13 protein-coding genes are annotated in these 16,153 nt (G+C 43.6%); 3 read left to right on the top strand and 10 right to left on the bottom strand.

Going from position 1 to position 16,153, the window contains the following annotated elements:
• Window positions 1-35: 35 nt before the first annotated feature.
• Both ftsH and JMX50_RS01960 read right to left on the bottom strand, forming a co-directional pair.
• Window positions 36-1,931, bottom strand: coding sequence for an ATP-dependent zinc metalloprotease FtsH (gene ftsH / locus JMX50_RS01955; RefSeq protein ID WP_271133550.1), 1,896 nt, complete (start codon window positions 1,929-1,931; stop codon window positions 36-38).
• 459 nt (window positions 1,932-2,390) lie between these two features.
• Window positions 2,391-3,023, bottom strand: a complete 633-nt coding sequence (locus JMX50_RS01960) for an RlmE family RNA methyltransferase (protein WP_201628228.1) — start codon at window positions 3,021-3,023, stop codon at window positions 2,391-2,393.
• 379 nt (window positions 3,024-3,402) lie between these two features.
• On the opposite strand from JMX50_RS01960, the gene JMX50_RS01965 reads away from it, so the two are divergent.
• A complete protein-coding gene (locus tag JMX50_RS01965; protein WP_183620392.1) occupies window positions 3,403-3,714 on the top strand; it encodes a YhbY family RNA-binding protein in 312 nt (103 codons plus the stop codon).
• A gap of 292 nt (window positions 3,715-4,006) precedes the next feature.
• Window positions 4,007-4,957 carry a hypothetical protein gene (locus JMX50_RS01970; protein WP_201628229.1) on the top strand — a complete coding sequence of 317 codons (951 nt, stop codon included), beginning with the start codon at window positions 4,007-4,009 and terminating at the stop codon, window positions 4,955-4,957.
• 145 nt (window positions 4,958-5,102) lie between these two features.
• Here the strand turns inward: JMX50_RS01970 and JMX50_RS01975 are convergent, their stop codons facing one another.
• The gene (locus JMX50_RS01975) at window positions 5,103-5,831 is read right to left on the bottom strand and encodes a CHAP domain-containing protein (protein ID WP_191691009.1); all 729 of its coding nucleotides are present in this window, start codon (window positions 5,829-5,831) and stop codon (window positions 5,103-5,105) included.
• A 164-nt stretch (window positions 5,832-5,995) separates the two neighbouring features.
• On the opposite strand from JMX50_RS01975, the gene JMX50_RS01980 reads away from it, so the two are divergent.
• Complete coding sequence (locus tag JMX50_RS01980) at window positions 5,996-6,511, top strand: hypothetical protein (RefSeq protein WP_201628230.1); 516 nt, start codon at window positions 5,996-5,998, stop codon at window positions 6,509-6,511.
• 298 nt (window positions 6,512-6,809) lie between these two features.
• On the opposite strand, the gene lpxC is transcribed toward JMX50_RS01980, so the two are convergent.
• From lpxC to murG, 7 genes are all read right to left on the bottom strand, one after another.
• Window positions 6,810-7,727 (bottom strand): UDP-3-O-acyl-N-acetylglucosamine deacetylase, encoded by a 918-nt coding sequence (gene lpxC, locus JMX50_RS01985; RefSeq protein ID WP_201564816.1) that lies wholly within the window; start codon window positions 7,725-7,727, stop codon window positions 6,810-6,812.
• 366 nt (window positions 7,728-8,093) lie between these two features.
• On the bottom strand, window positions 8,094-9,290 hold the full coding sequence (gene ftsZ / locus JMX50_RS01990) for a cell division protein FtsZ (protein WP_183620383.1): 1,197 nt from the start codon (window positions 9,288-9,290) through the stop codon (window positions 8,094-8,096).
• Window positions 9,291-9,523: 233 nt separating this feature from the next.
• Window positions 9,524-10,864, bottom strand: a complete 1,341-nt coding sequence (gene ftsA, locus JMX50_RS01995; protein ID WP_183620381.1) for a cell division protein FtsA — start codon at window positions 10,862-10,864, stop codon at window positions 9,524-9,526.
• Between the two features lie 110 nt (window positions 10,865-10,974).
• Window positions 10,975-11,772, bottom strand: a complete 798-nt coding sequence (locus JMX50_RS02000) for a cell division protein FtsQ/DivIB (RefSeq protein WP_201564817.1) — start codon at window positions 11,770-11,772, stop codon at window positions 10,975-10,977.
• 579 nt (window positions 11,773-12,351) lie between these two features.
• On the bottom strand, window positions 12,352-13,485 hold the full coding sequence (locus JMX50_RS02005; protein WP_227670860.1) for a D-alanine--D-alanine ligase: 1,134 nt from the start codon (window positions 13,483-13,485) through the stop codon (window positions 12,352-12,354).
• Window positions 13,486-13,514: 29 nt separating this feature from the next.
• Complete coding sequence (gene murC, locus JMX50_RS02010; RefSeq protein WP_201564818.1) at window positions 13,515-14,954, bottom strand: UDP-N-acetylmuramate--L-alanine ligase; 1,440 nt, start codon at window positions 14,952-14,954, stop codon at window positions 13,515-13,517.
• A gap of 92 nt (window positions 14,955-15,046) precedes the next feature.
• Window positions 15,047-16,132: an undecaprenyldiphospho-muramoylpentapeptide beta-N-acetylglucosaminyltransferase gene (murG, locus tag JMX50_RS02015; protein ID WP_201564819.1), complete on the bottom strand. Its 1,086-nt coding sequence runs from the start codon at window positions 16,130-16,132 to the stop codon at window positions 15,047-15,049.
• Window positions 16,133-16,153: the final 21 nt, after the last annotated feature.

Genomic DNA, 16,153 nt, shown 5'->3' on the forward strand with positions numbered 1-16,153 from the left:
TGCAATCTTAAAAAACTAGATTAATAAACCAGAAACTACATCGCTGGTAATGGCGGCGGTGTTGAAGTCGTAGTTTTAACATCGTTTTTTGATAAGTTTACTTCATTATGCTGATAGACTCTTGGCGGACGAGGTTCTTCGCCAGCTAGAATATCCTGCAATTGATCGCGGTCAATGGTTTCCCATTTCATCAAAGCATCTACCATCGCATGAATTTTTTCTTGATTGCCTTCAATCAATTCGCGCGCGATGTCATACTGCTCTTCAAGCATACGGCGTACTTCTTCATCGACCTTTTGTTGCGTCGCTTCTGAAATCGTCCGGCCACCGCCACCGAAGTAACCTTGTGAGTTATCATCATCTTCATAGACCATGATACCTAGCGCATCTGACATACCGTATTTGGTAACCATCGCTCGTGCCATCTTGGTTGCACGTTCGAAGTCGTTTGAAGCACCCGTCGACATCTGATTGATAAACACTTCTTCTGCGATACGACCACCAAATAAAATCGCAATATCACTGAGCATTTTTGATTTATACATACTGGTTTGGTCGTGCTCAGGCAGCTGCCACGTAACGCCAAGGGCAAAACCACGCGGCATAATCGTTACTTTATGCACAGGGTCGGTACCCGGTAGCAACTCAGCAACTAAGGCATGACCCGCCTCATGATAAGCAGTCGCACGGCGCTCTTCTTCACGGATGACCATTGATTTACGCTCAGGACCCATATATAGCTTGTCTTTTGCATCTTCAAAGTCATTCATATCGACGCTGCGCTTGTTACGACGCGCGGCAAATAAGGCCGCTTCGTTCACAAGGTTGGCTAACTGCGCACCACTAAATCCAGGAGTACCACGCGCCAATGCATGCGCATCGACACCGATGGTATTTGGCAATTTACGTAAATGCACTTTCAGGATTTGTTCGCGACCTTTGATATCTGGCAGACCTACTTGCACCTGACGGTCAAAACGACCCGGACGCAATAATGCTTTATCTAGTACGTCTGCACGGTTGGTCGCCGCAATGACGATAACGCCTTCATTGCCTTCAAAACCATCCATCTCAACCAATAATTGGTTCAATGTCTGCTCGCGCTCATCGTTACCGCCGCCCATACCTGAGCCACGATGACGACCGACCGCATCAATCTCATCAATAAAGATGATACAAGGCGCACTTTTCTTCGCTTGTTCGAACATATCACGCACACGCGATGCACCAACACCGACGAACATCTCAACAAAGTCAGAACCTGAAATTGAGAAGAACGGTACTTTGGCTTCACCAGCGATGGCTCGTGCTAGTAGCGTCTTACCCGTACCCGGAGGACCTACCATCAAGATACCGCGTGGAATTGTCGCACCCAATTTGGTGAATTTATCAGGGTCACGCAGAAACTCAACGACTTCAACGACTTCTTCTTTGGCTTCTTCACAGCCAGCAACGTCATCAAAGTTAACCTTGATTTGGTCTTCGGTCAGCATTTTGGCTTTTGATTTACCAAAGCTCATCGGACCACCGCCTTTACCGCCAGCGCCGCCCTGCATATTACGCATAAAGAATAGGAACAGACCAATAATTAATAAAATTGGGAAACTGGCTATCAATAGTTGCATCAAGACACTTTGACGTTTAGGCGCGGTACCTTGCACCTCAACTTGGTTTTCACGCAATAGCGGCATTAGCTGTTCATCAGCCACGGCTGGTCGAATGGTCTCAAATGATGAGCCATTTTTCTTTTCGCCGGTGATTTGCTCGCCATCGATTTCAACACTGGCTACTTGGTTTTCTGACACAGCGGTCACAAACTCAGAGTAGTTAAGGCTATCCGGCTCAGAAGATTGATCAAAGCCGCTAAACACCAGCACTAAAACGCCGATTACCACCAGCCACAATAAGGTATTTTTTACCATGTCGCTCACTAGTTATTCCCATCCCTTACTTATTGGTGTGTTTGTTAAACACGTGACGTCTATATGCAAACGTATGCCTCATTATTCAATACCCATTTGTAAATTATCGTTCAAGCTTGGATTTAAGTAACTTAAAACCCCAAACAAAATAAATAGACAAACGGACATAAATAACTGAGCCAATAAAGCGCTTACTATTAAACGACTTTGCTTAAAACAACTCTGTTTAAAACACAGCCTTAATATATAGGTATATATTTAAAACGATATAGATTCAAAACAAAGTTAATATACCATGATATGTGGTGCTAACCTGAATAATTCAAGCAGCATTCCTATTTATTCAGTTAACGATTGTAGCGGTTTTATGTTAATCAGCAATACTCTTGATGATGAAATCCCATCATCTGGGAAATTTGCGCAACTGATTGACCTTAAAACCATTTTATAGAAAGGTTTGCATACCTGTTACTTGATGGCAATCCAAAACATCTCTTTTGAGCGTGGTCGTGAAGCACCCGGTTTGATACTACGAATTTTACTAAAATCCGCCTGCATCTGCTTGCGTAATTCCTGTGTACCCTCGCCTTGAAACACTTTCATAATAAGCGCGCCACCTTCTGGTAAGGTTGCGAGGGCGAAATCGACTGCCAGCTCACATAAATACATCATGCGCGGCTGGTCGATGGCGCTATTGCCAGCGGTATTGGGTGCCATATCGGACAACACCACATCAACCTGTTTATCGCCCACTTCTGCCATGATACGGTCAAACACCTCTGCCTCGCGAAAGTCGCCCTGAATAAAGGTAACATCAGGCAAGGTATCCATGGGCAAAATATCAGAGGCAATTAAGACGCCTTTTTCACCGACCAACTTGCCAGCGACTTGCGACCAACTACCCGGTGCACTGCCTAAGTCGACGACGGTCATGCCTTTTTTGATCAGATTGGTCTTCTCATTAATCTCAAGCAACTTATACGCAGCACGGGCACGGTAGCCATCTATTTGGGCTTTTTTCACATAAGGATCGTCAATGTGCTCCTGCATCCAAGCACTGCTGCTTTTTGACAACTTTTTATTTTCAATACGCGTGACCAAAATGACTGCTCCTATTACTTTGCAAAACACGGCTAGCGGCTTATAACGTGGTTATCTATGGCGATTCAATATCTGTCTATTGATAAAACAATTATCTATAACATGGCTATTGCTAGGCGCTTAAGTTACCTAGCTAAATTAGCTATTGAACCTCTTATGCACCTTGTAACCTTTTACGGTTAAATTCTCTTGGTGAAAACACTGCTTTATAAGACCGTAGCGTTTATAATGTACTCATACTTTCAGTTTAACATTTTCATCACGTAAAATCGTGCAAAATCCTGCTGATCTCATGCAAGATGACCCCAGATTATCTATAATGGTCATTATCTGCTCTTAATAGCACCATCTTTTATTTTTACCAACATCTAGGAATTATATGCAACTCGATAACGCTACCATCAAACGCCTAAAAGGCATTGGTCATGACCTAAAACCTATCGTTATGATTGGCAACAAAGGTATTACCCCAAGCATCACTGAAGAGATTGATCGCGCTTTAACGGATCATGAACTTATCAAAGTAAAACTGCCAGCTGGCACCAAAGAAGAACGCGATGTCATCGGCGCTCAGCTTGCAGCGGCAGCTAATGCCTCTTTGGTTCATTCAATTGGTCGTATGGCGCTGTTATTACGTAAAAACCCACATGCCAATCCTAAGCTATCAAACCTTGCTCGTCACGCGCAGTAAGTTGTTATTTTCAGCTTAGTTTATGTTCTATCCTATCTAATAAAAGCCGCGCAGCATTTTGCTCGCGGCTTTTATGCTATTTATAAGCTATTTCCTGTTTTCTATTTATAGTCAGTCCTACATAAAATCAGTACAAGTATGATAACGCGCTACTGGTATTCATTTTTCTTGCTTGCTGTGCCTACGCAGACAGAGGCTGCACAAAATTAATACCAGTAGCTCTGTGTTCATTTTATAGCGAACCGCCTATAAGATATCTTTAATACTATTAAACTGCGGATATTATTAACTTATGAGCCAAACTTTTCATCTATGCCTCGCAACCGACACCCTCGCCGCTGATGCCCAGACTCTTGGCGTGACGATAGAAGACTTACAAAGCATTCAGGTAGAAGTCATCGTAACCTTAGCTCAAACAAATCAGATAGCCCAAACCGCACAGATAACCCGAAGCACTCAGCAGTCAGAGTGGTATTTACAGCTTGATTATCGAATAACGCTGCCACTTAAATCGTTAGCGGCGCAATTAGACTGGCCAACATGGCAACCGACGCAGGTAGGATTTGCAGATTATTTATGGGAGCAAACTTGCCTTGAGTGCTTTTTAGCAGGTGGCTTAATAACAGACAGGTTAATAAATAATAGCGTTTCGATAAATGATGTTAATGAGATTGGTATTGATGGAGCGGATGCTAATAAAACTAGCGCTTATATTGAAGTTAATGCCAGCCCTGACGGTCGTTATGCGCTTTACGAGTTTACAAGCTATCGTAATCCTGCGACACTGCCGCCAACGCCGCTTTTACAACCTGATGGGCAAACACGGGCGTTTATTAACTGGACAGCCAATCATTGCCCTCTGAGTAATAGCGCTGGGAGTAATGACACTGCGAATAATGGCATTGCGAATAATGGTACTGCCAACGCAGAGAAAAACTCCTTATCAGCGCAAATCGAACCTGCTATCGATTCATTAACACCTAATACCAGCACAGCTAACTCTTATCTTTATCAACGCAGCTTTGCTGTGCCCTTAAGCCAACTATCCAACGAAAAGGCTTTTATCGACGATACTGCCATTGAATACATTCATCCCTGTGTAATTTTAAGCTTTGCTACGACGTTTGGTACAAGGTTTGGTACAACGGCGTTATATTTTGCGCCCACACACGCCTCCCCGCCCGATTTTCACAATCTGCAATATTGGTCAATATTTGATAAGCAGGCAGCACTGGCTAGATAGCTGCTTAAATTAAGCACCTTCTCCAACTACATAGCTTCTTTAATCAAATAACCTCTTTATGCCAAGCAAAAAAAACCAGTAATGTCATAAAGAGCATTACTGGGTTCGGAGAAAACTTTTGAATTACGTTACATCTAGCTGCTGCTTATTTGTCAGCCATTGCAAGGTAGATACCGCGATCTGATGCGTCATCGACGTATTTTGAATCGCGCCATGTCGTGTAGTTATGATGACCGCTGTATGGGCTAATGCTGTTTTGACGGAAGTCAGAAACCCAATCATTACCATCAAATATTTGAATATGACCATGTGGGCGTCTTGAGGTGCGATCATAGACCACGACGTCGCCTACTTGTGGCTGCGTATTGTTACTGATTTTGGTAAAGCCTGCTTGGGCCAATGTGCCACGAGAGGCATACTGATACGCTGAAGGGTTAGGCGTAAATTCATAACCCGCTGATTGTAGGGCTTTACGCACATAACGAGCACAGTAACCACTACTGCTAGATAGCGCCACACGTGAAGCATTGGCGGCGGCAATCGCAGGTGCAGAATAACGATCTGGCACTGAGCTTGCTTGCTGCTGACGCTGCTCATAAGACAAGCGGCTGGTTAGCGAGGCAAGCTGATATTCTTTTTGCTTAGCATGGGCACTAAGATTGTCAATTGCTTGACTGATTTCATCATTGCTTGAGACATAAGCACCACTTTTAGTGCTATAGATATTGCGACTTGAACCGTAGTTCGCAGAAGTAGAGATATTGGTGATGGTATGACTCAAGGTATTATTTGGTTGAAAGGTTGTTTCGACAGCACCACTCGTCTGTGCTATACCCATTCCCAATACTGACAAAATTAATAAAGCTTGTTTCATAAATTTACTACCTATTGTGAATACAGGATTGCTCGTCATCCGTGACAAAGCATGAATTAATTTAGGGAAGATGACCATGAAATAAACATGATAAAATCCTTAGTACAAAAGCTCGCTGTTTATGATGAATATCGATTTTGTCACCTATTAGATGAGTGTTCACGATGTCAAAAAAACAACCTAACCGACTTGCTAAACTTATCGATCATCAAGCCTTTGCTGGTAGTGCGCTACCTCAAACATTGGCTGATAATATGCGTTTATATCTGCAAGCTACGACCGAAGTAAAAGAGCTTTTGGTAGATTGTCTACCTGAGGAAATCCTCGATAACTGCTGGGTCGTGGGCTTAACCTCTGAGCAACTTATACTCAGTGTGGGTTCGATGACTGCCGCCAATCATATTCGCTATTTACAGAGCGCTTATTTGCAGGTGTTAACAGAGCAGTCAATTACATTTAAACAACTCAAGCAAATCCGCGTCGTAGTAGCCAAAAACTCTACTCATAACGATTATCCTAAATCATCACAAGCCTTGTCGGCACCCTTATCAAAGCCTCGTAAAGCCCATGAAAATCAGGCTCTTAGCCAAAACACAAAGCGGACTATATCACAGGCTGCAGAGCATGTCACCACTGATGAAAATCTCAAAAAGGCACTTTTGCGCCTGATTAATCCGTAAAAATCCCCGCTTTACTTTGTAAACTTATGTAAATTAAACCCGTAATTGACGCTGATAAAGCTGCGTTTTTGTAATTCCGTCAACAAAAAAAATCATCTGTCAGTGCCATTCACAATGTGAACCTCACTGACAGATGATTTTATTATTTCTCACATCTTTTATTTTACCTACTCTGAAGCAGGTTATTGGTAAAATGAGAAAGAAAATATCTATTTAAACGAATATTATTTAGCGCTACTTATAACCATCTTATGTAATATTGCGTAAATGTTTCGATACTTCGTGTATATTCCTGTATTCATCCTTCAACTGTTAAACCATTTAATGGTAAATATTCGATAGGACAGGTTACATTGTCATCAAAAGTTACAATTTCAAAGTTATCAGGATCTGATAATATCTCACGTACCAACATATTATTTAGTGCATGGCCAGACTTATACGCATTAAAACGACCTAAAATCGGATAACCAATCAGATATAAATCGCCTAGCGCATCTAAAATTTTATGACGTACAAATTCATCATTAAAGCGTAAGCCTTCTTCGTTAAGGATACTGGCATCATCAATGACAATGGCATTGTCCATACTGCCGCCTAATGCCAAGTTATTCTGACGCAAGGTTTCGATATCACGTAAGAAACCAAAAGTACGCGCTGAGCTCAACTGCTCAATGAAGTTTTGCGTTGAAAACTGCAATTGTGCATGCTGAAAATCTTTATCAATGGCCGGATGATCAAAATCAATCTCAAAATTGAGCTCAAAGCCTTCATAAGGACGTAACTCTGCCCATTTATCGTCAACTTTAACGCGTACTGGGCGCACAATCTTAATAAAGCGCTTTGCCGCCTCTTGTTCACAAAATCCTGCTTGTAGCAGCAGTCCCACAAATGGGGCAGCACTACCATCCATAATCGGTATCTCTGACGCCGACACGCGGATTAACAGGTTGTCAACGCCAAGTCCTGCGACCGCACTGAGCAAATGCTCAACGGTGCCCACACGGGTGCCACCAAATACGAGATTCGATGACATCATGGTATCTTGTACCAAAAAGGCACTGGCAGGAATAGGATTGCTACCGACAATATCAGAACGTTCAAATACGATGCCGGTATTGATCGGCTGTGGATGAAACTCTAAGTCAACAGGTTGACCACTATGAAGACCAGTACCTGTAACGGCTATCGCTGTTTTTATGGTTCGTTGGTTCATGGCTGTCTTCTCACATATTTTGTTACAATTGACATAGTGTAGCATTACCCGACCCTATTTCGCTAGCTCTAAAAAGCGTTAATTTGCTTATGTCTTTGATTGATAACACTTATCGTCATTAATTTAACGATGACTTTTAGCAGACAATAAACTGTCAATCAGCGATAAATAACGGTTTATAGCTATTTATAAGCAGCAATTGGATAGAGCGTCATTTTATTTATAAAGGTTGTATAAATAGCTCATCTATAAATAAACAAAGCTTAAAAACAGACAGGCACAAAAAAGCCAGTATCGAAATACTGGCTTCTTTTATTCATACTATCTACAACAAGCATTCATTTTAATGACTACTTATTCTAAGCACTATTTGTTCTGTTGGCGCTTAAGATAATCTTGAATACTGTTGGTTTTAGTTTTAGGCTGCTCTTGAGTCACATTTGCGCGTATCGGGCTTTCTTGATACTGAGCTTGCGACTGTTTTTGACTGTTGAGCGCGCTGGTATGCAAGTTTGGATCAACAGGCTGGGTGCTGTTTACCGATGGCACAGGCTGCTCTACCACTTCAGGCTCTTGACCAGCATTTTCATCTAAAGTCAGACCGGTTGCGATGACTGTTACATGTAAATCATCACCCATTTTTTCATCAATCACTGAACCATAGAAAATATGCGCATCATCTATATCAGTAATTTCTTCAACGATGACACTGATTTTGCTCATCTCATCCAATGATAAAGATTCAGAAGAGATAACGTTAACAAGCAAGCCTTTGGCATTCTCTAAACGCAAATCATCAAGCAATGGCGATCTGATGGCTTTCTCGGTCGCTTGACGCGCACGATCATCGCCGCTGGCGCGACCGATACCCATCATCGCATGACCTTTAGCTGTCATCGCGGTGCGGATATCGTTAAAGTCAATATTAATCATACCTTCGCTGGCGATGGTTTCTGCAATACCCTGTACCGCATGCAAGAGGACGTCATCGGCTTTTTTGAAGGCATCTTGCATAGAGATGTTGCCATAGACACTCATAAGTTTGTCGTTTGGAATGGTAATGATAGAGTCAACGAAATTGGTCAACTGCTCGATACCAGCCTTAGCAGCCTTGATACGTTTGCCACCTTCAAACTTAAATGGTGTGGTCACAACTGCGACCGTCAACACTTCCATCTCTTTAGCAATACGCGCAACCACTGGAGCGGCGCCCGTACCTGTACCACCACCCATACCCGCGGTAATAAAGACCATGTCTGAGTGTTCAAGTAAAGCACGGATGGCTTCTTCTTCGCTTTCTGCGGCTTCACGGCCCACTTCTGGGTTTGCCCCTGCGCCAAGACCACGGTTGGTCTTAGCGCCAAGCTGCAATTTATGCGGCGCTGTCAGACGATCGAGCGCTTGTTTATCCGTATTGGCACAGACAAACGTTACACCTCTAATCCCTTGTTGTACCATATGCTCAACCGCATTACCGCCGCCGCCGCCCACACCGAATACAGTGAAGCTTGCCTGGCCGTTGTTTTGAAGCTGATTATCATCTGGCATGGTGTATTTTGACATAAAAAGGTTTCTCCAGTTGCAGATAGCGTGATGGTCGATACGTGGTAACACACTCATATGGCGCGCTATCGACTTACTATATATAAATGTATTTAAATAAAACAGGGCAAAGGCTTAAATAGTTGTGCTTAGCCAATATATGCCATTATTGTACAGGGTGTTGCTTTAAATATGCTTACCTATAATACTGCGGCAGGCTCTTAACTGCTTCATCTGAGTAAGTTTACAGTAGATTATAATATCTTTTTGAGTACACTGGCAAAACGTTGCCCTGCACTTTGAAAAACACCCGTGACACGATTCTTTTGAATCGCTTCCGGCTCACTTTTTTCACTACGGCGAAACTGCTCGCTTTGACTATATAGTAATGTACCAAACGCGGTTTGATAAGCGCGATCATTGACCTGCATATTCAGCTGCTTAAACGATTCATCATTATCAAAATGATTATAAGCACTAATAGCAGGATGGGTATTGGTCAATACCACCGGCATTTTCAGCAGCTTTTTGGCAAAAGGTATCATGCCTTTAATAGCGCTGCCACCGCCTGTGAGTACAATGCCTTTATCAATATAGCCTAGCAAATCCGCATCATGTAATTGGCGAACCACTTCAGTAAAAATCTGCACATATCGCGCTTCAATAATACGCGCTAAATTATACGTACCAATATTAATTTCATCGCCCGACCCTTGCGGCTTAAAGAGAAAGAATGAGCTAGGATCAACGCTATTGATATCAACGGTACCATACGTTTTTTTAAGCCTTTCCGCCTCTATCATCGAGATACCAACATCGGCTGAAATATCCATCGTTACTTCATGGCTGCCGGTAGCGATACAGTGGGTGAAAATCAGCTTATTCTCTTTATAGACGCAAATACTGGTGGTACTCGCACCGATATCGACCAAGCAAACCCCTTGCTGACGCTCATCACTCATCAAACTGTATTCGGCACTGGTAACCGCATCAAAAACGATATGGTCAATACCGACGTCACAGCTTTGTAATAATTTTTGGATATTCTGACGGCTAGACACTGGCATCATCATCATGTGATACATCACAGTGATATTATGCGCGACCATATCAATAGCATCATCAACCATAAACTCTTGGTTGTCGATATAGATACCTTGCTGGCAGCAATGCATCAAATAATAATCAGGCGACAAGTCTTGCGATTTGGCATTTGACAGCGCTTGCACCATATCTTTGGCACGGACGACTTCGTCTTCGACTCTGACATCGCCTGCACTATTCTTACTTAATAGCTCAGGCGTCGCCATGGTCAACCAGACACTATGTACACGGCAATTGGCGGTATCTTCTGCTTCTTGAATGGCTTGTTTGATAGCGCCCTGCAAACGTTCACGATGCTTTATCTGACCTTGATAAAAGTCACTATTCTTAACTTGCCCCACACCCATAATACGAATGTCTTTTGCAGAGACAACACTGCCAATGACGACATATACTGCCGTGGCACTTAGATGGACAACAACCAGATTTTCAGTATTTTTCATGGTACCAGACAAATTATCGCTAAACAGGAGACCAGATGACGTCTCCATTAAATCATTAAAAAGCGCTAGCAGCACGCGGTGATATTGTATGTTAACTCTTTATATTAAGAAAGCAGACAAATATAAGGTTTTGACTGCTTTGTTAATATTTTATTCATTTACGGTGGTGTTTCAGTAGTTTTTGGCGGCGCCAGATTCCATGCGATAGTAAATCCATTTTTGTAACGAAGATCGACTGACTGTATTTCATCGCGGCGATTGCTTAACTGATTGCCGAGCAGCTGACTTAAATTCAACAGTTTTTGCGCGGTATTTTCATTATCAACGATGACACGTTGACCATTATCAAAGCGAATCAGCCACGTCATTCTTGGTGACAAAATGATATCTTCAACTTGCATACCAAGCGGCGCATACCAATCATTGACTTGCTGCATTTGTTGCATAATAACGGGCGCTTGCGCCATATCACCTTGCAACGTCGCAAAACGCTCTTGCGTTAAATCTCGACTGTCAGCAGGAACAAAAACCGCCCCTTTTGCATCAACCAAACGCTCAGTACCGAAATTTGCCACCGGCTGTTTTGGTAAGGCTTTAACGACTATACCACGCTGCCAATCACGGCTCACACTCACTTGGTCAACCCAAGCCAAACTGGTGGTAATATCTCGTAGCGCTTGCAAGTCCGAGGTGAAAAAACTGCTCACACTCTGTTGGCTCATGACATGCTGTAACGCTTGATATTGCGCAAATGTCAAATCTCGATTATCGACATGAATAGCAGCAGGCGGTGCGTCGCGTAATGCCTTACCACCCATGATTAATATCAGCACAAGCAAGCCCAACACCAGTACCGTAAAGAAATATCTGACCGAAGTCGGTACTTGAAAACTAGATGTCGGGCGACGGGTCTTATCACTCATCAAGTCAGCGACATCATTGACAGTTTGAGTCATAATAAACTTCGTCCCTATTTTTGCTTAAAGCTATTTGCATAACGCCAATAGTGCTTCTATTAAAAGTAAATCTGCTAAACATTCGCAGGAATCTATAAAACTAACATATTATCAATTTATTTGTCTAAAACGGTTTATAACGTGCGCTTATTGTCATTAAAACGTAACATTTTTCTCATTTAATGAATGACTTAAGAGATAGCGGCGCAAATAACCATAAATATCACGAATATAGACCAATATTTACAATATTAACGTATTTTACGTTTAAACAATAGCCTAACCCCTACTACTAACAACGAATTTACACAAGTTTACATGAAGCTGTGCTATAGCAGCTCTAGCGATACATTTGACGATATTTAAACAGGCTAATTACCATCATTAAGTAGTTTGTAAAGCTGGTTGTAGCCGAGACATAATTGGCAGCTTTATGCTAAATATTTGCATACCTATATATAAGACGTCCAATCAGTTATTTAATAGCCAATTGAACGTTTATTAAGCAAACCTCTTCTATTTATCAGTCGTGCATTTATCAGTCGTACAGCTATTAGCGGCAAAATCGTTAATCGATACTTATACGGTTTGCGCCAAAATATGCCAACACAAGCTCTCAAAATCCATGCCGCGAGCTTTGGCCGCCATTGGCACCAAACTATGACTGGTCATGCCCGGTACGGTATTAATCTCAAGCAGCCAAAAGTTGCCCGCTTCGTCTTGCATCGCATCGATACGTCCCCAACCTTTCGCATCAACCGCACGGAATGCCGCTAAGCTCAAATCTTGCAAATGCTTTTCATCCGCAGCGCTTAGACCGCAGGGAATGTAGTAGCTGGTATCGTTACGATTGTATTTGGCTTCAAAATCATAGAAGTTGGTAATATCGGCAGGCTCAAGGCGAATAACCGGATAGGCCTCATCATCGATAATAACAATGGTAAATTCGCGACCGGTAATCCAACGCTCAGCCATCACTGCATCACCGCACTGTACGGCGGTTGCATACGCAGCAGGAAGCTCATCAAGATTATTAACCTTGGTCATACCAATGCTTGAGCCTTCATGGACTGGCTTGATAATCAGCGGCAGTCCTAGCATATTAACCACTTGCTGCCAGTCGGTATCAGCAGTTAGCAATGAAAACGGTGCGGTCGATAAACCACAACCTTGCCACAGCTGCTTGGTACGTACTTTGTCCATACCCAGTGCTGATGCCAAAATACCAGAACCGGTCTGCGGAATATTAAACCATTGCAGCACGCCTTGTAGCAGACCGTCTTCGCCGCCGCGACCATGCAAAACGTTAAACACGCGGTCATATTGACGAAGCTCAGTAATATCTTGGTGTTTAGGGTCAAAATGCGTGGCATCAACGCCTTGGTTTTGCAGCGCTTGTAAAACGGCCGCGCCACTATCTAAAGAGACACTGCGCTCATTGCTACTGCCGCCATATACCACAGCCACTTTCCCAAATTCACTCGCATCTTTTACTTTACTAGGAGCGACATTTAATGAAGTGTTTTGGCTTGATTGGTTATTTTCCACACCGTTACTCTCAGCTTTTGCAGCAGCTGCTAGGGCTGCCTCTGGATTGGTAATAGCGGTGTTCGCCCCAACATTGATATTAGTATCGATATTTTTATTATCGCTACTTTTATCCATGTTGTTTTCATTTTCTTGGTTATTGTTTTCTTGGTTATGAGTAGTCATGAGTCTCGTTCCTAAAATTCGTTTGCGGCTTATTTGATATATAAATTATTGGCGGCCAATTCGATCGCTATTTGTCCAACATTACCTGCACCTTGGGTAATCAACATGTCATGCGCTTGAAGCAAACGCTGCATGACTGGTGCCAAATTATCCTTATCGATAATCGTCGGTTCAACGGCACCGCGCAAACGGATACTACGTGCCAAGGCTTTGGTATCGGCACCAGCAATCGGGCTTTCACCAGCAGGATAAACGTCCAATAACAATAACTCATCGACGCTCGAAAGCACTTCGACAAAATCATCAAAACAATCACGGGTGCGGCTATAACGATGTGGCTGGAACATCATCACTAAACGGCGCTCAGGGAAGCTTTGACGGGCCGCTTTAATGGTCGCGTCGACTTCTCTTGGGTGATGACCATAATCGTCAATAAGCAATACATTGCCATCATCGATATCTACGGAGGCATGCTGCTCAAAGCGGCGACCAACGCCTTCGAATTTCTGCAGGGCGCGCTTAATCGCTTCGTCATCTACGCCTTCGTCGGTTGCCATGGTAATAGCAGCCAGCGCATTATAAACATTGTGTACACCCGGGATATTCAAGGTTAGACGCAATGGCTCATGGTCGCGGCGCAAGACGGTAAAGTGGGTTTTTGTGCCTTCGCTGACTAAGTCAACGGCTTGTACATCGTTAAAGGGTTCAAGACCAAAGGTTAATACTGGACGACCAATATCATCAATCATGGAGTACAATTCAGGGTCGTCACCGCAGACCACCGCCAAGCCATAAAACGGCATATTTTGTAAAAACTGGATATAAGCGGCTTTTAAGTTGTCAAAACTATTGCCATAGGTTTCCATATGGTCTTGATCGATATTGGTAACAATCGCCGCCATCGGATGTAAAGATAAGAATGACGCATCAGATTCATCGGCTTCGGCAACCAAATAACGGCTGCTACCGAGCGCGGCATTTTTACCTGAAGCATTGAGTTTACCGCCAATCACATAGGTGGGATCAAGCTGCCCTTCTGCCATCATGGTTGTCAGCAAACTGGTGGTGGTGGTTTTACCATGTGCGCCAGCAACGGCGATACCATGGCGATAGCGCATCAATTCGCCGAGCATATCAGCACGGCGTACTACTGGCAGACGCGCTTCAAGCGCCGCTTTGACTTCAGGATTACTACGGTCGATAGCAGACGATACGACGATAACATCGGCATTGGCGATGTTTTTGGAATCATGACCAATCGCAATAGTAATACCAATCTGCTCTAAGCGCTTAGTCACCAAGCTCTCAGCGATATCAGAACCACTGACTTCATAGCCTTGATTGTTCATAACCTCAGCGATACCGCACATCCCCGAGCCACCAATACCGACAAAATGCAAATGCTGAATACGGCGCATTTCTGGTATTTCAATCAAACGCTTAGTTAAGGCTTTAGCAGAGGTTGGCATAGGGTTTTCTCTTTATTGTAGACAAACAAATTTGGTTAATAATAAGTAATAAAAATAATAGGTAATAAAATAATGATCAAGACAATCAGCTTTTATAAGGCCTGCCAGATAATATCGGCTACCTGTTGACAGGCATGGCGGTTGGCAAGCGCATGACCTTTTTCTGCCATCTCTAAACAAGCACGCCTATCTAGCATCGCAAGCTCACTACTCAAGCTTTTGGGCGTCAGCTCACTTTGTGGCAGCAAAATCCCCGCTTTGTGTGAGGTCAAGGTGCGCGCATTTGCCGTCTGATGGTCATCAACCGCGCTTGGTAGCGGCACAAATATCGCCGCTATACCGACGTTTTGAATTTCAGTTACCGTCAAAGCACCCGCCCGACAAACCACAATATCCGCCCAATTATACGCGGCTGCCATATCATCAATAAATGGCTGTACCGTAAACTGATGGGCGCTTAACGCTTCACTGTCGTACGCCGCTTGCGTGGCGGCCTCATTATTGCGTCCACATTGATGACGCACCTCAAACGGACGGTCAATCAACGCCAGTGCTTTTGGCAGCGTCTCATTTAACACTTGCGCACCGAGCGAACCACCAACCACCAATAATTTAAGCGGCGAGCTGTCATTGACATCGTAACGAATACTGGGTTCGGCAACACCGCTAATAGCATTGCGCACGGGATTACCCACCGTTTCAATCTTGCTATCATGCTGGCTATTGGCAAAGGTATTTTCAAACGCTTGCAATACCTTGGTTGCCATCTTGGCCAAATAACGATTGCTCATGCCTGCAATCGCATTTTGTTCATGGATAATAAGCGGCGTCTTAGTCAAACGCGCCGCAATACCGCCGGGCGCAGTGACATAACCGCCAAAACCAACGACCACATCGATTTGATTGCCACGAATGACCTTAATCGCCGCCATCGTCGCTGACAATAACGTCACGGGTAGCTTAAGCAAGCGCCCCAATCCTTTGCCGCGCAATCCTTGCATATCAATCGCATGAAAAGGATAGCCAGTGGGTGCAACCAAGCCATTTTCCATGCCATTTGGCGTACCGAGCCAGTGAATAACAGCACCGCGCTTGGTCAATTCTTCGCTAACCGCAAGTGCTGGAAATACATGCCCGCCTGTACCAGCAGCCATCATTAATATATGCGGTGTTTTCATGAACGCCTGCCTATCTTTTCT

Source organism: Psychrobacter maritimus (assembly GCF_904846345.1).
Lineage (GTDB): Bacteria > Pseudomonadota > Gammaproteobacteria > Pseudomonadales > Moraxellaceae > Psychrobacter > Psychrobacter maritimus.